Origin of the sequence: Staphylococcus lugdunensis, from assembly GCF_001558775.1 — a bacterium.
Classification (GTDB): domain Bacteria; phylum Bacillota; class Bacilli; order Staphylococcales; family Staphylococcaceae; genus Staphylococcus; species Staphylococcus lugdunensis.
In genome coordinates, this window is sequence record NZ_CP014022.1 from 1,886,804 (window position 1) to 1,911,602 (window position 24,799).

The 24,799-nt window shown below is 34.4% G+C and carries 25 protein-coding genes and 1 pseudogene; 14 read left to right on the forward strand and 12 right to left on the reverse strand.

All coding sequences use genetic code 11. The features are described from left to right. Positions 1–35: 35 nt before the first annotated feature. Entirely contained in the window at positions 36–974 is a 939-nt protein-coding gene (locus AL499_RS08775; protein WP_002492548.1) for an NAD-dependent epimerase/dehydratase family protein, read from the reverse strand. A gap of 285 nt (positions 975–1,259) precedes the next feature. Here AL499_RS08775 and pruA point away from each other — a divergent pair, with 285 nt between their 5' ends. Continuing rightward, positions 1,260–2,804, forward strand: coding sequence for an L-glutamate gamma-semialdehyde dehydrogenase (gene pruA / locus AL499_RS08780; protein ID WP_002492450.1), 1,545 nt, complete (start codon positions 1,260–1,262; stop codon positions 2,802–2,804). Between the two features lie 243 nt (positions 2,805–3,047). Here pruA and AL499_RS08785 read toward each other — a convergent pair whose 3' ends face one another. Next, positions 3,048–3,599, reverse strand: coding sequence for a TetR/AcrR family transcriptional regulator (locus tag AL499_RS08785; RefSeq protein ID WP_002492496.1), 552 nt, complete (start codon positions 3,597–3,599; stop codon positions 3,048–3,050). A gap of 150 nt (positions 3,600–3,749) precedes the next feature. Here AL499_RS08785 and AL499_RS08790 point away from each other — a divergent pair, with 150 nt between their 5' ends. The 4 genes from AL499_RS08790 (at position 3,750) to AL499_RS08805 (ending at position 8,399) form a co-directional block, all read left to right on the forward strand. Continuing rightward, on the forward strand, positions 3,750–6,257 hold the full coding sequence (locus AL499_RS08790; RefSeq protein ID WP_002492396.1) for an MMPL family transporter: 2,508 nt from the start codon (positions 3,750–3,752) through the stop codon (positions 6,255–6,257). 125 nt (positions 6,258–6,382) lie between these two features. Then, on the forward strand, positions 6,383–6,862 hold the full coding sequence (locus AL499_RS08795; protein ID WP_002478592.1) for a hypothetical protein: 480 nt from the start codon (positions 6,383–6,385) through the stop codon (positions 6,860–6,862). A 29-nt stretch (positions 6,863–6,891) separates the two neighbouring features. Then, on the forward strand, positions 6,892–7,845 hold the full coding sequence (locus tag AL499_RS08800; RefSeq protein WP_002492372.1) for a CorA metal ion transporter family protein: 954 nt from the start codon (positions 6,892–6,894) through the stop codon (positions 7,843–7,845). 32 nt (positions 7,846–7,877) lie between these two features. Next, positions 7,878–8,399, forward strand: coding sequence for a methylated-DNA--[protein]-cysteine S-methyltransferase (locus AL499_RS08805; RefSeq protein ID WP_002478594.1), 522 nt, complete (start codon positions 7,878–7,880; stop codon positions 8,397–8,399). Positions 8,400–8,478: 79 nt separating this feature from the next. Here the strand turns inward: AL499_RS08805 and AL499_RS08810 are convergent, their stop codons facing one another. The 5 genes from AL499_RS08810 to AL499_RS08830 all read right to left on the reverse strand — a co-directional run bounded on the left by AL499_RS08810 (position 8,479) and on the right by AL499_RS08830 (position 11,268). After that, positions 8,479–8,610 carry a beta-class phenol-soluble modulin gene (locus AL499_RS08810; protein ID WP_002460486.1) on the reverse strand — a complete coding sequence of 44 codons (132 nt, stop codon included), beginning with the start codon at positions 8,608–8,610 and terminating at the stop codon, positions 8,479–8,481. 61 nt (positions 8,611–8,671) lie between these two features. Continuing rightward, entirely contained in the window at positions 8,672–8,803 is a 132-nt protein-coding gene (locus AL499_RS08815; protein WP_002478595.1) for a beta-class phenol-soluble modulin, read from the reverse strand. A 49-nt stretch (positions 8,804–8,852) separates the two neighbouring features. After that, positions 8,853–8,984, reverse strand: coding sequence for a beta-class phenol-soluble modulin (locus AL499_RS08820; RefSeq protein ID WP_002460483.1), 132 nt, complete (start codon positions 8,982–8,984; stop codon positions 8,853–8,855). A gap of 470 nt (positions 8,985–9,454) precedes the next feature. Continuing rightward, positions 9,455–10,540: an ABC transporter permease gene (locus AL499_RS08825; protein WP_002492381.1), complete on the reverse strand. Its 1,086-nt coding sequence runs from the start codon at positions 10,538–10,540 to the stop codon at positions 9,455–9,457. Next, the gene (locus AL499_RS08830; RefSeq protein ID WP_002492565.1) at positions 10,537–11,268 is read right to left on the reverse strand and encodes an ABC transporter ATP-binding protein; all 732 of its coding nucleotides are present in this window, start codon (positions 11,266–11,268) and stop codon (positions 10,537–10,539) included. Before AL499_RS08830 ends, AL499_RS08825 begins: the two co-directional genes overlap by 4 nt. Positions 11,269–11,408: 140 nt before the next feature. Here AL499_RS08830 and AL499_RS08835 point away from each other — a divergent pair. Then, positions 11,409–11,972 (forward strand): annotated as a pseudogene (locus AL499_RS08835) (TetR/AcrR family transcriptional regulator). Between the two features lie 206 nt (positions 11,973–12,178). On the opposite strand, the gene AL499_RS08840 reads toward AL499_RS08835, so the two are convergent. Beyond that, the gene (locus tag AL499_RS08840) at positions 12,179–13,348 is read right to left on the reverse strand and encodes a hydroxymethylglutaryl-CoA synthase (protein ID WP_002492467.1); all 1,170 of its coding nucleotides are present in this window, start codon (positions 13,346–13,348) and stop codon (positions 12,179–12,181) included. A gap of 120 nt (positions 13,349–13,468) precedes the next feature. Between AL499_RS08840 and AL499_RS08845 the strand changes: the two genes are divergently transcribed. Both AL499_RS08845 and AL499_RS08850 read left to right on the forward strand, forming a co-directional pair. Beyond that, entirely contained in the window at positions 13,469–14,623 is a 1,155-nt protein-coding gene (locus AL499_RS08845; RefSeq protein WP_002492502.1) for a thiolase family protein, read from the forward strand. Positions 14,624–14,625: 2 nt separating this feature from the next. Then, entirely contained in the window at positions 14,626–15,915 is a 1,290-nt protein-coding gene (locus tag AL499_RS08850; protein WP_002478598.1) for a hydroxymethylglutaryl-CoA reductase, degradative, read from the forward strand. A 131-nt stretch (positions 15,916–16,046) separates the two neighbouring features. On the opposite strand, the gene AL499_RS08855 is transcribed toward AL499_RS08850, so the two are convergent. Together AL499_RS08855 and AL499_RS08860 are read right to left on the reverse strand one after the other, a co-directional pair. Next, entirely contained in the window at positions 16,047–16,481 is a 435-nt protein-coding gene (locus AL499_RS08855; protein WP_002492390.1) for a CHAP domain-containing protein, read from the reverse strand. Between the two features lie 311 nt (positions 16,482–16,792). Then, positions 16,793–17,008, reverse strand: a complete 216-nt coding sequence (locus tag AL499_RS08860) for a sterile alpha motif-like domain-containing protein (protein WP_002478599.1) — start codon at positions 17,006–17,008, stop codon at positions 16,793–16,795. A gap of 171 nt (positions 17,009–17,179) precedes the next feature. On the opposite strand from AL499_RS08860, the gene cidR reads away from it, so the two are divergent. The 4 genes from cidR to AL499_RS08880 all read left to right on the forward strand — a co-directional run bounded on the left by cidR (position 17,180) and on the right by AL499_RS08880 (position 21,145). Then, complete coding sequence (gene cidR, locus AL499_RS08865) at positions 17,180–18,058, forward strand: cidABC operon transcriptional activator CidR (RefSeq protein WP_002478600.1); 879 nt, start codon at positions 17,180–17,182, stop codon at positions 18,056–18,058. A 217-nt stretch (positions 18,059–18,275) separates the two neighbouring features. Continuing rightward, on the forward strand, positions 18,276–18,665 hold the full coding sequence (locus AL499_RS08870) for a CidA/LrgA family protein (RefSeq protein ID WP_002478601.1): 390 nt from the start codon (positions 18,276–18,278) through the stop codon (positions 18,663–18,665). Further along, the gene (locus tag AL499_RS08875; protein ID WP_002460467.1) at positions 18,662–19,354 is read left to right on the forward strand and encodes an LrgB family protein; all 693 of its coding nucleotides are present in this window, start codon (positions 18,662–18,664) and stop codon (positions 19,352–19,354) included. The genes AL499_RS08870 and AL499_RS08875 overlap by 4 nt, the downstream gene beginning before the upstream one ends. Positions 19,355–19,405: 51 nt before the next feature. Then, positions 19,406–21,145 (forward strand): pyruvate oxidase, encoded by a 1,740-nt coding sequence (locus AL499_RS08880; protein ID WP_002460466.1) that lies wholly within the window; start codon positions 19,406–19,408, stop codon positions 21,143–21,145. Between the two features lie 176 nt (positions 21,146–21,321). Here AL499_RS08880 and AL499_RS08885 read toward each other — a convergent pair whose 3' ends face one another. Continuing rightward, positions 21,322–22,377: a zinc-dependent alcohol dehydrogenase family protein gene (locus tag AL499_RS08885; protein WP_002492542.1), complete on the reverse strand. Its 1,056-nt coding sequence runs from the start codon at positions 22,375–22,377 to the stop codon at positions 21,322–21,324. Between the two features lie 212 nt (positions 22,378–22,589). Here AL499_RS08885 and AL499_RS08890 point away from each other — a divergent pair, with 212 nt between their 5' ends. Together AL499_RS08890 and AL499_RS08895 are read left to right on the forward strand one after the other, a co-directional pair. Next, positions 22,590–22,994, forward strand: coding sequence for an acyl-CoA thioesterase (locus AL499_RS08890; RefSeq protein WP_002460464.1), 405 nt, complete (start codon positions 22,590–22,592; stop codon positions 22,992–22,994). 35 nt (positions 22,995–23,029) lie between these two features. Beyond that, positions 23,030–23,362 (forward strand): thioredoxin family protein, encoded by a 333-nt coding sequence (locus AL499_RS08895; protein ID WP_002492415.1) that lies wholly within the window; start codon positions 23,030–23,032, stop codon positions 23,360–23,362. Between the two features lie 354 nt (positions 23,363–23,716). Here AL499_RS08895 and AL499_RS08900 read toward each other — a convergent pair whose 3' ends face one another. Beyond that, the gene (locus AL499_RS08900; RefSeq protein ID WP_002492388.1) at positions 23,717–24,682 is read right to left on the reverse strand and encodes an L-lactate dehydrogenase; all 966 of its coding nucleotides are present in this window, start codon (positions 24,680–24,682) and stop codon (positions 23,717–23,719) included. Between the last annotated feature and the right edge of the window lie 117 nt (positions 24,683–24,799).

The following is a 24,799-nucleotide window of genomic DNA, read 5'->3' on the forward strand; positions in this document are numbered from 1 at the left end:
TCTGAGATGAAAATAAATGTCTCAGATCTCTCTATTTAATGTTGTTTATTATAATCTAAATAAGCTGCGATACCTGTTGAAATAGTATATTGGGGTGTGTAACCAAGTTGCTGAAGCGGCTTTATGTCAGCTAATGAATGTTTAATATCGCCAACTCTCGGTGGTTCATATCGAACAGGAATGCTATAGCCATAACTATTCTCAAAAGCTTTAAATACATCCTTTAAAGTTGTTTGATGGCCAGTTCCTACATTATAGATTAAACCATTCGTACATGAATGATTTAATACCATCCATAACGCTGCCACTAAATCATCAATATAGACAAAATCGCGGGTCTGTTTACCATCACCATAGAATGTAAAAGTTTGATTATGTGAAAATTTATTATTTAAAATAGACAATACACCAGAATAATCTGAAGTTGGATTTTGTTTAGGGCCATATATATTAAAAAATCTTAAACAAGACGTTGGCACATTATAGAGGCTATTATAAATTTTGACATATTGTTCACCAGAAAATTTTTGAATAGCATATGGAGACAATGGACAAATATAAGACTGCGAAACTGATTTTGGTAATTCAGGTAAATCACCATAAACGGCAGCCGATGAAGCAAAGATAAATTTCTTCAAATTGGAATTCCATTTTCGACAAGCCTCTAATAAATTAATCGTAGAATCTATGTTCACTTGGTTAGATTCTATTGGTTTTTCAACGGTTTCAACTACGCTAACCATAGCTGCTAAATGAATAACATAATCAAATTGATATACTTTTATTAATTCAGTTACAAAGTTAAAATCAGTGACATCTTTAATAAAAATATGTTCTTTATCAATAAAAGGGATATTGTCGAGAAATCCTGAACTTAAATTATCTATTACAAATACTTCGATACCTTCTTTTGAAAATTTTTCTGCTACGTGAGAACCGATAAATCCAGCTCCACCCGTAATAAGTGCTTTCATAGTACCACGTCCTTACTCATGATGTCGTTAAAAATATGATAATTATATTATACTTTATTTCTATTATAAAATTAATCCTCTATATAACATTTGTGTCGTGCTGTTTAGAATGATTAAATGTGGGTTACCTAAAGAAAGGTGAGACTTTTCAGATAACATTGTGTAAGCGATTGCAAAAATGGGGGATGTAATAGTAAAATGAACTTAATGATATGAAATATCATTTTATGTAAGACAAAATACGATTTAATTTAAAGCTTTTATAAACTTAGGGGGTAATTAAGAATGGTAGTACCTTTCAAAAATGAACCTGGAATTGACTTTTCAGTGCAAGAAAATGTTGAAAGATTTCAAAAAACATTAGAAAAGGTAAAGCGTGAACTTGGTCAAACACTTCCAATCGTTATTGATGGGAAGCATATCACTAAAGATGATACATTTGATTCAATCAATCCTGCTAATACATCAGAATTAATTGCAAAAGTATCCAAAGCAACTAAAGATGATGTAGAAAAAGCATTCGAATCTTCAAATAAAGCTTATAAATCATGGAGCAAGTGGTCACATAGAGATCGTGCTGAATTATTATTACGTGTAGCTGCAATCATTCGTCTACGTAAGGAAGAAATCTCAGCAGTAATGGTCTATGAAGCAGGTAAACCATGGGACGAAGCGGTAGGTGATGCTGCTGAAGGTATCGATTTTATCGAATATTATGCGCGTTCAATGATGGATTTAGCTGACGGTAAACCAGTATTAGACCGTGAAGGTGAACATAATAGATACTTCTATAAACCAATCGGTACAGGCGTTACAATCCCACCTTGGAATTTCCCATTTGCAATTATGGCAGGTACGACATTAGCGCCAGTGATTGCCGGTAACACAGTACTGTTAAAACCAGCGGAAGACACTGTCCTAACGGCTTATAAATTAATCGAAATTTTAGAAGAAGCAGGTTTACCTAAAGGCGTCGTAAACTTTGTACCTGGTGATCCGAAAGAAATTGGTGATGATTTAGTAGACTCTGTTCACACGCATTTCATCACATTTACAGGTTCACGTGCAACAGGTACACGAATTTACGAACGCAGTGCAGTCGTTCATGAAGGCCAATCATTCTTGAAACGTGTGATTGCAGAGATGGGCGGTAAAGACGCCATTGTAGTAGATGAGAATATTGATACTGACTTGGCTGCAGAAGCAATTGTCACTTCAGCATTCGGCTTTTCTGGTCAAAAATGTTCCGCATGCTCACGTGCCATCGTACACAGTTCTGTTTACGATGAAGTATTAGAGAAAGCGATTGAATTAACAAAAGAGTTAACAGTCGGTAATACTGTAGATAACACATTTATGGGTCCTGTGATTAATAAAAAGCAATTCGATAAAATTAAAAATTATATCGAAATAGGTAGTAAAGAAGGAAAAATTGAAATCGGTGGCGACACAGATGATTCAACAGGTTACTTCATTAAACCTACCATTATTTCAGGGTTGAAATCTTCAGATCAAATTATGCAAGAAGAGATCTTTGGTCCAGTTGTTGGCTTTACAAAGTTTGATACCTTTGATGAAGCGATAGACATTGCCAATGATACAGATTACGGTTTAACAGGTGCTGTGATTACGAATAACCGTGAACATTGGATGAAAGCAGTTAATGAATTTGACGTAGGTAATTTATATCTCAACAGAGGTTGTACTGCAGCGGTAGTAGGCTATCATCCATTTGGTGGTTTCAAAATGTCAGGTACGGATGCTAAAACTGGTAGTCCAGATTACTTATTAAACTTCTTAGAACAAAAAGTTGTTTCAGAAATGTTTTAAAACTTAAACAGGCTGGGATATAAATCCCAGAAAAATAGCGCTCAAATGAATTGAATTCAACTCATCTGAGCGCTTCTTTTTTATTCAATACTACGTATTAACATGTAATTTCACCTTTAAATGTTTAAAAAATAAGGCAGTTTCGTATCATTTAATAAATATCACTAAACTAAATGAACGAGGTGCCTTATGTATAATAATGATAACATGATGCAACATACGTTATTAATAGAAGCTTCAATTTTAATCACGGATTTTTAAATTGACGACTTTATGAAATATTTTGTCCATCTTATCCGCATCCATATTGGGATTTTCACATCTAGCCCATTCTACAAAACCTGCTAACGTCGAGCCATAAATATAAAAAATTAAACTTTCTGGAACAGCACGATCGACGATAATGCGATGTTGATTTTCTTTAATATCATTTTTTAAAGTATCAATGATAAATTTCGACACAACTTTTTCAAATTCTTTATCATCTTGTTGCTTTTGTTGAATGCGTTGCAATTCGGCTTTATTTTGAAAAGTTGTGTAAATGGTTTTAAAAGGATTGTTGAGCCGTTCTTTAATATCCGTTGCAAGATAATCTTTAGTTAATAATTTGATTAAGTAGATTAGTAAATCATATTTATCATAAAAATGCTTGTAAAACGTTGTGCGATGTACCATAGCGTTATCACAAATTTGGTTGACTGAAATCGTTGCAAACATATGCTTTTCTAATAATTCATATAAGCTCTGAGATAATGCTTTTTTCGTTTTTATAACTCTCAAATCATTATGGTTCATATACAATTCACTCCAAACCGTAGTTTATCTATACATATATCATTAATTATGACTTTAAATACAGAGCAAAAGAATGTAACATATTGGCATGTTAAATAATCTACAATGTATAGTTAAACTATAACGTTGATTTTAGAAGGGGGCAATACTTTGGCAAAATTTTTATATAAATTAGGCACATTTGTAGCGAAGCACAAGTGGTCAAGTTTGATAGCTTGGGTTGTTATCTTGGCGGCAATTATGATTCCATTATCGTTTAACGCACCTAAATTTGATAATGATATTAAAATGAGTGGTCTAAAATCACTAGATACTAATGATAAAATTGAAAAACATTTTAACCAAGATAGTGAAAAGGCATCCATACGTGTAGTTTTAAAATCTTCAAGTGATAATGGTATCGTCTCAAAAAGTATGACAAAAGATATAAAAAAAACACTGAAAGATATTAAGAATGACGATAAACATGTGGATAAAATATCAGATCCATATCAAACAAAACAAATTAGTAAAGATAAATCGACGGCAATTGCCGAAATTACTTATGACAAATCAGCAACATCTTTATCGGATAAATCACGCGATAACGTGAAAGATCATTTAAAAGATTTACGAGATGACCATAATGTACAAACAGAACTCACTGGTAATGGCATGCAAACAAATGAAGTTGGCGGTTCGTCTGAACTTGTAGGTGTGATTGTGGCTTTCGTTGTCTTATTAATCACATTTGGTTCTTTTATAGCAGCAGGTCTACCTATTGTCAGTGCATTAATTGGTCTAGGTAGTGGTGTAGGTATTATTAGTTTATTAACATTTGCATTTGATATACCTAATGTAACGTTGACGCTGGCGGTAATGATTGGATTAGCAGTGGGTATTGATTATGCGCTATTTATTCTTTTCCGATATCGTCAAGTGATGAAGACGGAAACAGATTATATCAAAGGTGTTGGTTTAGCAGTTGGCACGGCGGGTAGTGCAGTTATCTTTGCTGGTGTGACAGTTATAATTGCGGTCTGTGGCTTATCGTTAGTAGGCATTGATTTCTTATCTGTCATGGGATTTGCGTCTGCAATAAGTGTCGCGTTTGCTGTGTTTAGCGCATTGACTTTATTGCCAGCGTTGATTAGTATTTTTCATAATCAAATCAAGCCAAAAACAACCAAATCAGAATTTAAGAATCATGTTGACACACCATGGTCTAAGTTTGTAGTTGGCAATTCATTAGCTGCTGTATTATTAGGTTTAATTATTTTAGTGGCAGCAGCGATACCTGTGAGTCATATGCGGTTAGCGATACCTGATGATGGTGTGAAACCAAGTGACACGACACAGAAAAAAGCATATGATATTATTTCAGATAAATTTGGTGAAGGTTTCAATGGCCAAATACCAATGTTGATCAATGTAAAAGATCAAAAAGATAATCCTCAGCAATTACAGAAAGACTTAAAATCATTGTATAAAGACGTTAGTGACATGAAAAACGTTGATGTTGTATCACAACCTCAAATGAGTAAAAACAATGATTATGCACTTATGGCAGTGATTCCTAAAAAAGGTCCAAATACTGAAGCAACGAATGATTTAGTACAAGATTTGCGCGATTATAATAAAGACGCCAAAGATAAGTATGGTTTTAAAACAGAAATTTCAGGACAAAGTGTCATTAATATAGACATGTCTAAGAAATTAAACGAAGCTATTCCACTCTTTGCAGGTGTGATTGTTATTCTAGCATTTGTACTGTTAATGATTGTCTTTAGATCTATCATTATCCCATTAAAAGCAGTTCTTGGATTTGTACTATCCTTAATGGCCACTTTAGGATTTACGACACTCGTTATGCAAGACGGCTTTATGAAAGGTCTTTTCGGTGTTGAAACAACGGGGCCAATGTTAGCATTCTTACCGGTTATCACAATAGGTATTTTATTCGGTCTAGCAATGGATTATGAGGTCTTCTTAATGTCTCGCATTCATGAAGAATATAGTAAAACACGTGATAATGCCTATTCCATTAAAGTGGGATTAAAAGAAAGCGGACCTGTAATCATTGCAGCAGCACTCATTATGTTTAGTGTATTCTTTGCATTTGTATTCCAAGAAGATGTAATGATTAAATCAATGGGTATGGCACTATCATTTGGTGTGCTCTTTGATGCGTTTGTTGTGCGTATGATGATTATTCCAGCACTAACTCAATTATTTGGTAAGGCATCATGGTATTTACCAGGTTGGTTAAGCCGCATTATTCCACACATAGACATTGAAGGTCATGCATTAGAAAGTATGAAGACACCAAGTGGTGATAGTTATCAACGACATCGCCATACAGAAAACTATACACAGTCATTTAATATTGCGTCTACTCCAAATGCATCATCACAAGAATTAAATCAATCATCCATGCGTACGATTCAAGTAGACCAGCCGACGTATGAGTTGTATCACGCAATTCAGCAACGTACACATGATACACATTTCTTATATCGTGCGCTAAAAAATTATCAACAACAGCAAACAGATCATTTTGATGACAGTCGGTATAATCAAAGTGAATTAGAGATAACACAATTGTTACAGACACAAAGTGATAATATAAAACAATTAAACGAACTTATAGAACAACAACTAAAACAAAATAAAAAATAGCAATTTTAACCCTTTAAATCATATGCAGATTTGAAGGGTTTCTATTATGCGAGAAGCACAGAGCGTTTGATGGTAATGATAAAGGGTATCAGAATATAAGTAGTCAAATAATAGGGGGACGCATGATGAAAGGCACAAAACAAATAGACAAAATGTTGCAAGACAATGATAAACAACTTTCAAAGTTATTCAAATATGATAAAAAGAAGGCACTCACATTTTCAAAGGAAGATCGTGAGGAAGTAGCGGATAAATATGGAGTATTTGTCATATTTGATAATAAAACGCCAATCTTTGTTGGACAATCAGGTGGCTATTCTACAGGATACCAACCTATTACACGAGATTTAGCTTATAAACTAGGACAGTTTAACTTAAAATCTGGTGTTGGTACAGCTAAATTTAAAAAAGGGCTTGCTGCAACTAAAACATTAGATGTTACTGACACGTCGCTAATTACAGCCGAAGCGCTTAATCTTAAATTTCAATATATTAATGTTAAAAATGAACCCGCATTCATTAATATTTTAGAATTTTTAGCAATAGAGTATGCCAAGAATAAAGGCTATCATTTAATCAATTATTATGATATTAATCTAGATTAGCACAGAATAATATACAGAGGAACAAAATTATGACTATAACAATACATTATAAAAATGATCAGCAGCAATGCGTGAGCACGACGAATTGGGAAAATGTCCCATCAGCAGCATTGTTAAAATGGATGGATGTAGTAAATCCAACAGCCGAAGAAAAAAAGCTAATCACAGAGCGTTTTGCATTAATTGAGCGTCATATTGAAGAATCCGTATATTTAATGAGTAGGCCGAAATTTATTTTAAATGAGCAACAGCAAAGTACATATGTATTATTGCATGCGATTGATGATCATAACTTTTCAGCGCATCCAATGAGTATTCATGTCAATAAACAGTGGATGATTACCATTCATCGTACGGAGCTGGATGCGATTAACCAGTTACAAAATGCATGGCAACAACAGCAGTTGGATATTAAGTCAACAGATGATTTGGCGCTTCAGCTCATAGATATTATTACTAAAAATTATTTTCGATTTATTGATGAAGTAGAGGATCGCGTTTTTTCATTTGAAAATCAAAATGTTGACCGTACTAACAATAAGAAGTTGATGGATGATGTTTATGATATCCGTTCTGAAATTATAAAGCTAAAACGAGTGCTAATTCCTATGGAACAACTATTAGCACAAGTTGTTGACGAGGATATGTATACGATTGCACAACAACAGCGCTGGTTATTTAAACATATTCACAGTCGGTTACAACATCAACGTGATACGTTAATTTCATGCGAACAAATTACGGACGATATTAAAGATAATAATGAATCTTATCGTTCTAATCGAATTAATCGTGTGATGAACGTCTTAACTATCATTTCTTCGATTTTCTTCCCGTTATCGTTTTTAACAGGTTGGTATGGGATGAACTTTAAATATATGCCCGAACTCAACTGGCATTATAGTTACTTTGCTTTTATCGGTATTTCGCTTATAGTAACTATAACGTTAATTTTATTTTTTAAAAAGAAAGATTGGCTATGACGCAGTGATGCTAGTGAGAAGGAGGTATGCTGATGACATACGCTATGAAATATGATGCACCAGTAGGGCCGTTAACAATTCTATCAGACGGAGAATCAATAACCCAAGTTTTATTTGCTAATCAAGCTTGCTCTGATGAAATGATACAGACTGGCAACGTTCCTATCTTGCAACAAGCTGAAGCATGGTTAGATTGTTATTTTTCAGGGGAAAAGCCACAGTCTTCACTGAAATTAAAACCAGAAGGGACACCATTTCAGCAAAAGGTTTGGCAATTGTTAAGTGAAATTCCATATGGCCACGTTGTAACCTATGGAGAACTGGCAACAAAGATAGCGAAACAGCTTGGGAAGTCACATATGTCAGCACAAGCAGTCGGTGGTGCAGTAGGAAGGAATCCCATTTCTATTATTGTGCCATGTCATCGTGTAGTTGGTAAAGATGGAAGCTTAACTGGCTTTGGCGGCACGATTGATAATAAAATAAAATTATTACAACTTGAAGGCGTCAACATGTCGGCACTTTACCGACCTAAGTACAGCACAAAGCCTTAACTATCTCAAAGGCATAAAAAGACCATCCAACAAGTTAAAGTGCTTGTTGAATGGTCTTTCAAAGATTTAGAACATTATATTAGTGGAATAATCCAATAATAAAGTCTACACCTTTAGCAAGTGCTTCTGCAATGCTAGTACCCATTGTAGCCCAGTCTTTGTCTAAACCTGCTTGTACTGCTTTAGAAATTGCTTCAAAAATTCCGTCCATGATATGTTCGCTCCTTTAAAAATATTTTTATTTTAAATAGTATTATTTATTATATTTGAGATTAACCAAATAAGCCTGAAATTGCGTCAATGCCTTTAGCAAGTGCTTCTGCAATGCTAGTGCCCATTGTAGCCCAATCTTTATCTAAACCTGCTTGTACTGCTTTAGTAATTGCTTCAATGATACCTGACATATTGTAAACGCTCCTTTTTACGATTATTGTTAAAGTCTCAATTTATATTTTAGTTAAAGAAACCAGCGATAAAGTCTACACCTTTAGCGATTGCATCAGCAATGCTTGTAGCCATTGTAGCCCAATCTTTATCTAAACCAGCTTGAACTGCTTTTGAAATTGCATCTACGATACCTGACATGTAAATCCACTCCTTTATATAGTATTAGTCCTAATTTCCCTTATTTAAAAACTATTTTTTGCGGAATGTATCAACTAAAGTTTTGATCAACTTAATGATACCGCCAATAATATCTGCAATCATCATTGTAGTTACCTCCTTTATTGTGTGCCTCTTACTATCTAAAATTATAGAGTAGATTTTGTAGATTTAGTGAAATTGTGCCTAAGTTATGTTTATCAGTACAAAAGTGTCAACCTTATAACAGTTAGGAATATAGTGAAAATCGCTGTAATTATCTCAATATCAAAGGTTTAGCGTGATTGTAAATCTAGTGTAAATAACGAAAAAGCACAAAAATGCAACACTTTGGAAATGTGTGTGCAAAGACGAAAAGAGTTGCAAGCAATTATAATTAAAAATAAATATAGATAATGAATTTTGTGCTACATATGTTTATTTATAACCTAGTGTAACGAGATGTCACATTGTTAAACTTTGCGATAACGTTTTAAACCAATTATATTTAGCAATATAAAGGCAAGCATAAAGATAACTATAATAGTCAAGTCTAACCAAATATCTTGCCAACCCAAGCCTTTAATCATGACATTGGTTAATGCATTGCCAGCATAGCGCAGTGGGAATAAGTATCCAAGGCTACTTAACCACTGAGGCATATTTTCTAGTGGGAAAATACCTGAAAAGAATACTTGTGGTACAGCGACAATAGGAATAAATTGAATCATTTGAAATTCAGAATTTGCAAATGTGGAAATGAAAATACCCATAGCTAGAGCTGTAAAAGCTAATAATATATTAATCAGCAAGACATACCCAAGATGTCCAGCTAAATTTATTTGTAATAAATAAATTGAGAACAGTACAATAATTAAAGTTTGTATAATAGCAAATGCACCATATCCAATAAGATAACCAAAGACGATTTCACTGCGTCGAATAGATGTTGCCAACAAGCGTTCTAATGTTCCTGTTGTACGTTCTCGTAGCAAAGCAATGCCTGAAATCAAAAATACAAATAAAAAAACAAAGAAGCCCATGAGGATTGGAAACATTTTATCAAAATAGGTACTATCTGCTGAACCATATAAATAATGGGCATCAACTGTTAATGTATTACTCGTTTTCTGCAATTGAGATTGTGGCAGCTTATGCATCATTGTAGTTACTTCTGACATTTTATTATGTTGAATAGCTTTGCCAATCATTTGCTTTACTGCCGATGATTTACTTGGATCTTCATTCTTATAGATAACTTGAAGTTTGTGATGGGTCTGATAAACAAAAGCATCTAAATCATGGTGTTCAATCTTATTTTTTATATCTTTATTCGTGCTAAAGCGTTGAATGTCAGTATGTTTGGTTTCGAGTTGGCTCGTGATGTTTGACGTCACAGAATCTGCCACGCCAATTTTTAACGTATCATCATCATTGCCATTAAAAATAAAATACATAAGTGTTAGGATAAGCAGTGGTGCTAGAAACATCAATGCGAGCGTACGTTTATCACGTAAAAGCTCTTTAATTACACGTTGGATGATTGCGATAAGTTTCATATGTCTTGCCCCTCTTCAGCTTTAATAAAAACATCTTCAATAGATTGCGCGTTAAATTGTTGCTTTAATACTGATGGCGTATCGAGCGCAACTAATTGTCCGTCAATAATTAGTCCTACCTTATCACAACGTTCGGCTTCATCCATGACATGTGTTGTAACTACTACACTTTGTCCTTTACGAGTTAAGTCTTTAAGCTGTTGCCAAACATGTTGTCGCAATTTTGGGTCAATACCGACTGTAGGTTCATCTAAAATAATCAACTCAGGTTTAGAAAGTAGGGTGATAGCCAATGATAATCGTCGCTTCATTCCTCCAGAAAAAGTATGAACAGGTTTATCAATGGCATGCATTAAATCTACTAAGTCCATGGCTTCCAACATATTATCAGTTAGGCTTTCGCCTTTTAAGCCAGCCAAACGCCCAAAAAATAATAAATTTTCACGTGCTGTTAAGCTTTCATATAGTGCATCTGTTTGTCCCATATAACCTATACGACTTAATACTTTACGATTAGGCATTGCTTGATTAAAGATAGTTGCTGAACCAGAGTTAAGCTTTTCCATACCAAGTAAACATTTAATTGTTGTAGTTTTACCACAACCACTAGGTCCGATTAAGCCTAATAGTTCACCTTGGTTGATAGTGAGACTAATTTGATTAAGTACAGGCTCTTTATTGAATGATTTTTCAGCTCGTGATAGTTGTGCAATAGGTGTTTTTGTCATAATTTCTCCTCCTTATTGACACAGTGTCTAATTTCTATATATTAAATATAAACCAATTGATATAAGGTAGAACAATAATTGTTGATTTACTAGACACACTATTATGTTTTGTATAGAAAAAATTAAAGAGGCGGTGCCATATGAAACAAGAACAGTTGATGGATAAGCGCGTATTGCGTACTCAAAAACGTTTACGTGAATCGATGTTACAGCTACTAGAAGAACAACATTATAATGATATATCGGTTAAAGATATTTGTGAAGCAAGTGGTGTAAGTCGTGCTACTTTCTATTTGCATTATAAAGATAAAGAAGATTTTATTATGACATACCAGCAAGAGGTTATCAAAAGCATTAAAAAGCGTATTTTAAAGGTTCAATTTGATAATAAAATACAATTCTTTGAAAATGTCTTAAACTTTTGGGAACAAGAGGGGAGTATTTTTTAAAAACTGATTGAGGATAAAGGTGCGCATATGATTCATCAAGATATTAAACGCAATTTGCAACAGAATATTGAAGTGCGTTTAATTCCATTTTTAAAGACACAGACCTTAACACATAAAGAAAAATATTTTTTAATTATTTTTATGAGTAATGCTATTTTCGGTGTATTACAAGATTGGGTGCAGAGAGGAAGAAAAGAAAAGCCGAAAGAAGTCGCTATGATTATGAATCATATTTTGACTACAGTATTTGATTGAGTTAGCCATGGAGAAATTTTTAACATTTTATATGGAAAAACAGTTTGAGACATAAGTATGTTTTGGGCTATAAACTATATGTATTGGCAGTAGTTGACTGGATTGAAAAATAAGCTGGATACCAAGCTTTTTTCAATCCTAGTCAACCTTGCCGGGGCGGGACTACGAATTCATTATGAGTTCTGTCCCGCTCCCCATTTTATAGGTCACTGTTGTGGCGTGTGATAATGTCTAATATTATCAGAAATACGTTCAAGATAGAATATTTGATTTTGTTGACTCGCAGCTTCTTTTGAATGATCAAACTGTAATTGATCAAAGCGATTAAAGAAATCTTCATATTGTTCTACAGAAAGTTCGATGCGTTGATCAAGACTATTTTGATGCGCTTTATGATTCAGATGTTGTTCAAAACCTTCAACTAAAGTAGCACTGAAAAATTCTCCAACAGAACCGGAACCATAACTGAATAAACCAATTGTTTGCCCAGCGTGTAAGTCATGATGCTCTAGCAATGAAATTAAGCTTAAATATAACGAACCTGTATAGATGTTACCTACATAGCGATTATAATGTGTAGCTGCTTGATAACCAGTTTCTAAGCGTTCAGCTGTAGCTTCATCAGTATCAGTTAAAATAGAATCCAATGCTTTTTTACCCATTTTAGTAAAAGGAACATGGAAACATAACGTAGCAAAATCAGCTAATGATTTATGTTGGCGAGATGCATAAGTCTTCCATGCTTGTTGGAAAGAACGAATATAGGCATCTTTAGATAGAGCACCATCGACAAGTGGGTAATGATGACCGCTTGGTCTCCAGAAGTCATAAACGTCTTCAGTATATGCTAAAGCGTCATCATTTAATGTTAAAATACGTGGGTTATGTGAAATGAGCATTGCTACAGCTCCAGCACCTTGAGTTGGCTCACCGCCTGTGTTAAGACCATATCGTGCCGTATCACTAGCAATAACCAATACTTTTTCATTAGGACGTGTTGCTAAGTAATCTTTAGCAAGTTGAATCGCTGGTGTGGCAGCATAACAAGCTTCTTTCATTTCAAAGCAACGTGCATAGGGTTGAATCCCAAGAAGATGGTGTATTTGAACGGCAGCCGCTTTTGCTGAATCGATAGCGGACTCTGTTGCTACAATGACCATTCCAATATGATTTTTGTCATCATCTGTTATAATATCTTTAGCAGCATTAGCTCCCATTGATACAATATCTTGGTTAACTGGACTTACCGCCATGTGTGTTTGTCCAATACCAATTAAATACTTATTAGGATCAACTTGGCGTGCTTGTGCAAGCTTAACCATGTCTATAAAATAATTAGGAATATAAAAGTTAATTTTATCGATACCTATATTCATATGGGCATTACATCCTTTCGATTAATTTAATTAAAATGGTAGCCATATTTAATCATTATCATACCAAATTGACGATTTGAATGGCAAAGATATATATCTACATATAAGGAGAAAAATAACATGAGAAATATTGCAATCGTTAGTGCTAAACGCACACCAATTGGAAGATACAAAGGTAAGTTACGAGACTATTCAGCAGTTGAACTAGGAACAGCAGCCTTAAAAGCAGCAGTAGAAGCTATTGATATTGATCCAAGTACAATTCAACAAGTCATTTTTGGTAACGTTCTTCAAAGTGGGGTTGGTCAAAATCCAGCACGTCAAATTGCTATTAAAGCTGATTTACCTAACACGACACCGGCAATGACAATAAACGAGGTATGTGGTTCAGGCCTTAAAGCAATTATTTTAGGCAAGCAATTAATACAATTAGGCGAAGCAAAAGTTGTGGCAGTTGGTGGTGTTGAAAGTATGACAAATGCACCACAGTTGATTTTAAAAGAAGGACAAGACCCTGTAGAAAGTTTTATGCATGATGGTTTAACCGATGCTTTCCATTATGTTCCAATGGGTGTGACTGCTGAAAACATTGCAGAAAAATATCATATTAGTCGAGAAATGCAAGATGCGTTCGCTAATCAATCACAACAAAAGGCGCATCAGGCTACAATAAATGGAAAATTTAATAATGAAATAGTGCCTCTAATCGATGCTGAAGGTAATGAAATGACTTCAGATGAAGGTATTCGTGCTAATAGTAGTGTTGAGAAATTAGCTACGTTAAAAACAATATTTAAAGAGCAAGGTACGGTCACAGGTGGCAATGCTTCTAGTATAAATGATGGATCGTCTGCACTTATCTTGATGGAAGAAAGTTATGCTAAAGCACATGGATTCGAGATACTTGGCTTGATAGGTGACTACGCTGAAGTTGGTTGCGATCCACAATATATGGGCTATGCTCCATTCTATGCTGTTGAAAAATTATTAGAAAAAACTCAGCGTCATATTGATCAAGTAGATATTGTAGAAATGACAGAGGCGTTTGCAGCACAAAGTATTCCAGTTAAAGATAATTTGCATATTCCGGATGATAAATTAAATATATATGGTGGTGCAATTGCACTTGGTCATCCGATTGGCGCAAGTGGTGCAAGGTTAGTGACAACATTGGTAAACGCATTGGCGCAAGAAGAAAAGCAAACGGGTGTAGCTACTGCTTGTATTGGTGGCGGCCTAGGTATTGCGCTAATGATTGAAAAAGGGGAATCATAAGCATGACGAGCTTAAGTAAAGATTTTCGACATTTAACGCGATCACAGAAGTTAAATCAGTTAGAAACACATGGTTGGATAACATCAGAAACACATGATATTCTGCTTAATCATCCACTTATCGATGAGGATATAGCAAATAGTTTAATAGAAAATGTGATAGGACAGGGAACTTTACCTGTAGGTCTTTTGCCTAAGATTATTGTGGATGATAAGGAATATGTTGTGCCTATGATGGTAGAAGAACCATCTGTTGTTGCAGCAGCAAGCTATGGCGCTAAACTCATCAATCGAACAGGAGGATTTAAAACGATAATCAGTGAACGATTGATGATTGGTCAAATTGTCTTCGATAACGTTAAAGATACCGCTTCTTTAGCCACTTTGATTAAACAGCTAGAATCTCAGATTAAAGCGATTGCAGATGAATCCTATCCTTCAATGATTGCTCGAGGGGGTGGCTATCGCCGACTTGATATTGATACTTTCCCTCAAGATGGATTCTTGTCTTTAAAAATATTTGTCGATACTAAGGATGCTATGGGTGCTAATATGTTGAATACGATATTAGAAGGTATCACGAATTATTTAAAACATGAATTTCCAGAACATGATATCTTGATGAGCATTTTATCTAATCATGCGACAGCATCTGTTGTAAAGGTACAGGGTGAAATTGATGTTGAAGATTTAAATCGTGGTGATTATCGTGGTGAAGAAGTTGCTAAGCGTATGGAACGTGCTTCAGTCTTGGCACAAGTAGATATACATCGTGCTGCAACACATAATAAAGGCGTCATGAATGGCATACATGCTGTTGTATTAGCGACTGGTAATGATACTCGTGGCGCAGAGGCAAGTGTTCACGCATACGCAAGTCGTGCCGGACAGTATAGAGGTGTTGCGACTTGGCAATATCATCGACAACGTCAAAAGCTAATTGGAACAATAGAAGTACCTATGACATTGGCAACGGTAGGCGGTGGCACCAAAGTACTACCTATTGCTAAGGCATCATTGGAATTATTGAATGTTGGCTCGGCTCAAGAATTAGGACATGTGGTTGCTGCAGTAGGATTAGCGCAAAACTTTTCGGCATGTCGCGCATTAGTATCAGAAGGTATTCAACAAGGTCACATGAGCTTGCAATATAAATCATTGGCTATTGTTGTAGGAGCTAAAGGTGATGAAATTCAGCAAGTTGCAAATGAACTAAAAAAGACAGATCGTGCTAATACAACTGTTGCAACACAAATATTAAAGCAATTACGTCGTAACGATGAATTGAAATAGATGTGCACATGATGTTGTAAAATATCATAATAGATAAAATAAGAACGGCAATTTCTAAGTGATTTCAATAGAAATTGCCGTTCTTATTATTGTAACTGTAGTTGTGTCCTTAATAAGCTTGTATTCACGTATTAATAGATGTAGTTATAATGACGTGCTGACCCTTTACTAATAGTTCGAGTGCCATATGCTAGTGGACGATTGTAGTTATATTCAGAAATAACGATGCTTCCGTTGCGATTAACACGTTCTACGATGGCAACATGCCCATAATAGCCTGCAGTTGATTGCATGACTACGTATCGACGTGGTTTATGACCTGTAGCATATCCAGAACGTTTTGCGTTTTTGTACCAAGTTTTCGCATTCCCCCAACGATTAGAAACCGGTTTACCAACTTGCGCACGACGTTTGAAAGCCCACCATGTACATTGATGTTTATTGTAATAATTATATGATGCAGCATGTGAAACGTGAGTTTGTTCAACGCTTTGGTACGTGAAAGTACCAACAAATAAAATGCTTGTAGATAAGACAATACTTGTGAATAATTTTTTGAAATTCATTTTTATTTGCGTCTCCTAATATACAATAGTTTTTATTAACCGTAATTATCATATTATTTTAAAAGGTATAAGACAATATAAGAAACCATTTATATAACTAAATGTAATGTCTCTGCAATATTATATTTCATCCTGTAATCGTATTAATAAATTAACTTCATACTTCATTTAAGATTTACAAATAATGTGTGTACTTAGCTTATAAAATAAGCACAAAGATGATTTAGGTCAAATCATCTTTGTGCTATTATTCTGGGATTGAGATCCCAGCTTTGCATGGTGAGATGAATATTTCCATGTTTATATAGAAATCATACATTAGTGAATTGGTTAAAAACAGATAATGCCCGTTTTATACTTGTCACAGGTATGTTTTCAGGACACGGATTTTCACGAAAATATGACATAATTACTAATTGGCTCTTCACGTCTCTAGGAAATTCGGTATCTTGATTCATCCAAGCAACCAATTCACCTAATGGTGTGTCATCACCAACAAAATTTTGCATAAATTCGTAAAAGCTCAATACATCACCTCGATTTTCAAATTGAGCCTTTTTGAGTATAACATGATTTATCAAACTGAAACACAACAATTTTAAATTGAAAAATTATGACTGACTACTATATAAAGTTGCATTTATTTTAGAATGTTGTTTCATGTATAATAGGCTTAAATGATAGTGGGAGGTTGCATAGTGGATATTAAGCATATGAAATATTTTGTTGAAGTAGTGAAGCAAGGTGGGATGACTAACGCCTCTAAAGCGCTTTTTATTGCACAGCCAACAATTAGTAAGGCCATTAAAGATATTGAATCAGAATTAGAAATGCCATTGTTTGATCGTAAAAATAGGCAGCTTATTTTGACTGATGCTGGGCAAATTTTCTATAAAAAAAGTGAAGAAATTCTTAATTTATATAGTACAATTCCCGCGGAGATGAAAGGGTTATCGCAACTAGATTCTGGACATATTAATATAGGCATGTCTGCTGTAATGAACGTTAACCATTTTATTCGTATTTTAGGAGAGTTTCATCAACTCTATCCGAACGTAACATACAATTTAAATGAACATGGTGGCAAATACATTGAAGAAAATTTAGATAAAGGTACTTTGGATATCGGCATTACCACCCTCCCTGTAGATGCACATAGATTCAATTCATTGGCACTGTATAAAGAAGAACTCGTTTTAGTTGTTAGTAAAGATCATCCCTTTGCACAACAGGAGTCTGTTTTGATGAGTGATTTAAAGGATGAAGATTTTATCTTATTTAATGAGGATTTTTATTTGAATGATAAAATTATTGAAGCGGCTAAAAATAATGGTTTTATTCCACATGCAATATCTAACATTTCGCAATGGAAGTTTATTGAAGATTTATTAATTGCACATCTGGGAGTAAGTATTTTACCGAAAAGTATTGTAAATATGTTGAGTGATCGCATTAGCAGCGTTAATATTAAAAATCCTACCATGATTTGGGAATTGGGTGTAATTTGGATGAAAGATAAGACACTTAGTCATGCAACTAAACGCTGGGTAGATTTTATGCAAGCACATTTAAAATAATATGAAAACTTACGAAACGCATTGGAGCTAAAGTGGGCTCTGTGCGTTTTTTATTGTGACTAAATAAAGAGTATATAGAGAGCGCTTCCATAGAAAAAAGTAATACATAACATATAAAAACAATATTTTTATAATAGGTAAAATTGAATTAAAATTAATTATATGAGCAAAAATTGCTGTAACAATTTAGACAAATTTATAGAAAGGAATGATGAAAGTGAATTATGCATATTTTACGGCCAAGTTATTGCTTCAAATAGCTATTATAATGGGAGTCAGTTATTTAGGTAATGTTCTTCAACAACTATTTCATATTCCTTTAGCAGGCAGTATTGTAGGCCTCATTTTATTTTATTTTTTACTTCAGTTCAAAATTATTAAATTACAATGGGTGAAAGACGGGTCAGACTTCTTTCTTAAATCAATGGTCTTTTTCTTTATACCCTCTGTAGTCGGTATTATGGATATCGTGTCTAATATTAACTTTAATTATGTCATCTTTTTCTTCGTTATTATAATAGGAACAAGTTTGGTTGCGTTAATCTCAGGCTATATTGCAGAGACCATGGTCAAAAAGCCCATGACCGGGAAAGGAAATAGTAAATGACAACATTTTTTCAAGCAACTGCAATGATTTTAATTACAATTATTATGTACTTAGGAGCTAAATGGGTACAACATCGGTTTAATAATAATCCGTTTTTAAATCCAGCACTTATTGGCTCAATTGGAGTTATTGCTATCTTATTAATTTTAGGAATGAATTATAAGTCTTACATGATCGGTGGTCAATGGATTAATCATCTATTAAATGCTACAGTTGTTTGTCTCGCATATCCCCTATATGAAAATAGACATAAAATTAAACAGTATTTATCAATTATATTTTCAAGCGTGATGGCTGGCGTCATATTAAATTTTGTGTTAGTCTTTGTTTCGTTGAAATTACTGGGCTTTTCTAAAGAAGCTATAGTGACATTACTACCAAGATCTATCACTGCAGCAGTAGGCATCGAAGTTTCACAAGAATTAGGCGGTGTTGATACAGTTACAGTTATGTTTATTATAACTACTGGGTTAATTGGTAGTATTTTAGGTTCTATGCTGCTTAAGTTTGGCGGATTTCAAACCTCTATTGCCAAAGGCTTAACATATGGGAATGCATCACATGCTTTTGGTACCGCCAAAGCCCTTGAGCTAGACCATGAATCTGGCGCTTTTAGCTCCATTGGAATGATATTAACGGCTGTTATCAGTTCGATTTTAATACCAGTAATGATTATTTTGTTTTATTAAAGGGAATATAACATTTATTCATACTAGTTAAGAAAGGGGCTATTTTGAAAAATGGCGAAAATTAAAGCAAATGAAGCATTAGTGAGAGCATTACAAGCTTGGGATATTGACCATTTATATGGGATTCCAGGTGATTCAATCGATGCTGTTGTAGATAATTTACGTACAGTGAGAGATGCTTTTAAATTCTATCATGTCCGTCACGAAGAGGTTGCAAGTTTAGCGGCGGCTTCTTACACTAAAATGACAGGTAAAATTGGGGTTGCCTTAAGTATTGGTGGTCCAGGTGTTGTTCACTTACTAAACGGAATGTATGATGCGAAATTAGATGGAGTACCGCAATTAATTTTAGCAGGTCAAACAAACAGTAGTTTGTTAGGCACGAAAGCATTCCAAGAAACAAATATTACTGACATGGTATCAGATGTATCTGTTTACAGTCATCAAATCCAAAAAGGAGACAATGTCTTTGAAGTTGTTAATGAAGCAATTCGTACGGCATATGAGAAAAAAGGCGTAGCGGTTGTTATTTGTCCTAATGATTTATTAAATGACAAAATCAAAGATACGACACATAAAGCTGTTGATACAATGCGTCCAAAAGCACCATCTCCAAAACCTCGCGCAGTTAAAAAAGCAGCTAAACTAATTAATAAAAGTAAGAAACCAGTCATGCTTGTTGGTGTAGGTGCACAAAATGCGCGTGAAGAATTACGTGAGTTTGTGGAAGCAGCAAAAATACCAGTTATCCACACACTACCTGCGAAAACAGTTATTCCTGATGATCATCCATATAGTATTGGTAATTTAGGTAAAATTGGTACGAAAACATCATATCAAACGATGCAAGATGCGGATCTATTGATTATGGTAGGGACAAACTATCCATATGTAGATTATTTACCGAAGAAAAATATCAAAGCGATTCAAATTGATACTAATCCTGAAATTATTGGACATCGTTTTGACATCAATGTAGGTATTGTTGGGGACAGTAAAGTTGCGCTACATCAACTAACTGAAACAATTAAACATGTGCCAAAACGTGCATTTTTAGATAAAACATTAGAACGTAAAGCCGTATGGGATAAATGGATGGATCAAGATATGCGTAATGAGAGCAGCCCTATCCGTCCTGAACGTTTAATGCGTTCGATTAGTGAATATAAAAATGACGATGCCATTTTTTCTATTGATGTTGGTACTTCAACAGTATGGTCAACACGTTATTTAAATCTTTCTGTAAATAATAAATTTATTATTTCAAGTTGGCTCGGCACAATGGGTTGTGGTTTACCAGGTGCAATTGCTGCAAAAATTGCATATCCAAAACGTCAAGCGATAGCTATCGTGGGTGATGGTGCATTCCAAATGGTAATGCAAGACTTTGCTACAGCTGTTCAATATGATTTGCCGATGACTATTTTTGTAATGAACAACAAACAATTATCATTTATTAAATATGAACAACAAGCTGCAGGAGAATTAGAATATGCGATTGATTTCTCAGATATGAATCATGCTAAGTTTGCTGAGGCTGCTGGTGGTAAAGGTTATGTCTTAAAAGATCCAAACCAAATTGATGATGTGGTCCAAGCTGCGTTAGCAGAAAATCAACCAACAATTGTTGATGTGCATGTAGATCCTAACGCTGCACCACTACCAGGTAAAATCGTTAATGATGAAGCACTTGGTTATGGTAAATGGGCATATCGTTCAGTTACAGAAGATAAACATCTTGATTTAGATCAAATTCCGCCTATTTCAGTAGCTGTGAAACGATTCTTGTAATAAGTAAAGATAAAGAAGCCTAGGACATTATGAACTGATATGTTGCTTTCAAAGTAGATATTGAAGGCAGCAAGTTATCATTTTGTTCTAGGCTCTTATTATATAGGCAGTAGTTGACTGGATTGAAAATAGGCTGATAGCAAGCTTTTTCAATCCCAGTCACACGCCCTTTTTATTTATGGTTGAGTGATATCATTTTCAATCAGTAATTTAATTGCTTTGTGATCCGTTGCATTTCTAAATAAATCATAAGTATTTTCTATTTCACTTAATTTACTATAGTGAGTGACAAGCTTTTCTGGTTCGATGACTTTAGTTGTTAATGCTTCTAATAACTCTTCAGTTGTATTAGCTGATACTAAACCAGTTGTAACGTTTATATTTTTAATCCATAATTTATCGATATCAAATTGAACTGGCAAGCCATGGACACCAACGTTGGCGATTGTGCCATCCACACCAATCAATTTTTGACATAAATCAAATGTTTGAGGGATACCTACAGCTTCAATAGCAACATCTACACCACGATGATTTAATTCTTTCACTTTTTTAATCGCTTCTTCAGTATGCGTTGAATTAATTGTATGCGTCGCACCAAGTGATTTAGCTGTAGCTAAACGGTTGTCATCTAAGTCGAGCATGATGATTTTTGAAGGAGAGAAGAACTGAGCGGTTAGTAAAGCTGCTAAACCAACAGGTCCGGCTCCAACAATAGCAACGGTGTTGCCTGGTTTAACTTTACCTTTTAATACACCAATTTCGTAACCAGTTGGTAAAATATCTGAAAGCATCACCAATGCTTCATCTGGTAACGACTCAGGTGCATGATATAGCGAATTGTCTGCGAAAGGTACTCTGACATATTCTGCTTGTGTACCATTAATTAAATGGCCTAAAATCCAACCACCGTCATTTTCACAATGGGCATAGATTCCTTTTTTACAGTAATAACATTTACCACATGATGATATACAAGACACAATAACTTTGTCGCCGACTTTAAAGTTGTTAACATTTGAGCCAACAGATTCAACAATACCGATACCTTCGTGACCTAATGTTGTATTTTTAGGAACTTCAGGTGTATCGCCTTTTATGATATGCAAATCTGTGCCACAAATCGTCGTTTTGACCATTCTAATAATCGCATCTGTACTTTCTGTAACTACAGGCTTTTCTTTGTCAATAAGTTTAGCTACACCAGGTTTTTCATAATTATAAGCTTTCATAAATAAAACCTCCAATCAAAATGTGAAAATTCTCACAATTATTATACCATCTTTTCCATTATAAATGTATTTATTTGTATTGAAATATAATAAATTATATATACTTTTGCGATATGTTGTGAGCTGCTTTTTGGAACTAAAACTCAAGTAGATGAAATTTAAGTGCCGACGACTTAAAATAGAGATATATTATTATTTAAGGAGTGTGTGTAATGACTGAAGAAGGTTTATTAGTAGTTGAAAATGATATTGAAGTTAATGGTTACGATATTGATGCGATGGGTATCGTAAGTAACATTGTTTATATAAGATGGTTTGAAGATTTACGTACGATATTTATTAATCAATACATGAATTATTCAGAAATGATGAAACAGGGTATTTCACCAATATTAATGAAGACAGAAGTGGAATATAAAGTGCCTATTACTATTCATGATAAACCAGTAGGACGATGTTGGTTTATGAAAAGTGGTCGCACAAAATGGATTTTCAAATTTGAAATTGCGTCTGCGGATTGTGTTCATTGTGTAGGATACCAAACTGGATGTTTTTATGATTTAGATAAACAGAGAATCACTAAAATGCCCACAGTTTTTCAAAAAATATTAAAATAATTAACTGTGTGCATCATAAACATGGGGTGAACATCGTGTATGAAAACTTAACAAATATTTATGAATACCGAAAATTTGTTGATGCTAATCAACTATGTGTCTTACATGTAATGAAGTCAGGTTGCAGCGTCTGTTATGCTGTACTGCCACAATTAGATGACTTAATACAACAATTCCCCCGTGTTAAATTAGGGGTGATTAATCAGAACAAAGTTGAAGATATCACTAGGCAGTTATCTATATTCACAGTGCCGGTAGATCTAATATTCTTCCAAGGTAAGGAAGTGCATAGACAAGCACGTTTCATAGACATGCAAAGATTTGAGCGTCAACTGGTAGAATTAAATGATAATATAGAGTATAAATAAACAGTTTGTTACATAAATGTAATGGACTAAATTGCAGCGCTAAAATCTTTTTATCAGGTATGGCTTTCGCCATATCATACGGCGTATTGATTATAAACATACTAAGATGAGCTATGAATAAATCTGAGACGATAGATTTATTCATAGCTATTTTTTATAGTTATATAGTCTGTAACATCATTATGTTTTAGGATATAAACACTATATTGGCAGTCGTTGACTGGATTGAAAATAGGATGATAGCAAGCTTTTTTCAATTCTAGCCATTCTTGCCGGGGCGGTATTACGAATTCATAATGAATGCTGTCACGCGCCCTATTATTTGGGGATATATTCCAGTATATTTAGCTTTCCTTATTTCTTAAATTTTTCTATTAATGCATCTGCACGTTGTTGATAGTCATGAATAACAGCTGCCGATTGTTGTAGTTGATGTTGTTCTTCTTCTGTGAGTTTGAGTTCAATAACTTGTTGTGCACCTGCACCATTGATGCGTGTTGGTGTACCTATATATAAATCAGTGAGACCATATTCTCCTTCAACATAGCTAGAGACGTTTAAAATGATATTTTGATTATTTAAAATTGCTTCAACAACACGTAAAATGCCGAGTGCTACGCCAAAGCAAGTTGTGCCTTTACGTACATAGATATCATAGCCAACGTTTTTAGTGATTTCAGTAATTCGTTGTACTTCAGCATCAACGTTATTACCGTAGCATTGTTGTAACATCGGTAAAACTGGTTCTCCAGCAACGCGTGCATGAGACCATACAGCAATTTGAGAATCACCATGTTCACCTACAACAGGCGCATAAACACTTTGAGGTGCAACATTTAGTGCTTGACCAATATAATATTGGAATCGTGACGAATCAAGCAATGTTCCAGTTCCAATAACTTTTGATTTGGGAAATCCAGATACTTTTTTCACGACATAGCTCATAATATCAACAGGATTTGACGGTAATATAATATGGCCATCAAACCCTTGATCTACAATTTTTTGTACCATTGGCACAAAGATTTCTACATTATCCTCTAATAATTTGAGACGTGTTTCCCCTTTTGGTAAAGATGCGCTCGCACAGATAACGATAATATCTGCATCTTGACAGTCACTATAATCACCAATATAAACGTTGACGGGTTTGTGACTGAAAGGGGTAGTATGATTTAAATCCCAAACGTCAGCCTCAGCCTTTTCAGTGTCAATGTCGATAATAGCAAGTTCATCGGCTGATCCATGTGATACTAGGGCGTAAGCGAAGGAAGAACCTACATGTCCGCTACCAATTAAGACAATTTTATTTCTTTTCATCAAATTAAGCCTCCTCATTATTGAAATGGTTATAACATAAAGTTAATTAGTTCGATTTTATCATTAATTTTATAAAAATAAAATATGACACTACTAACTTTGGTTTATTATATCGTG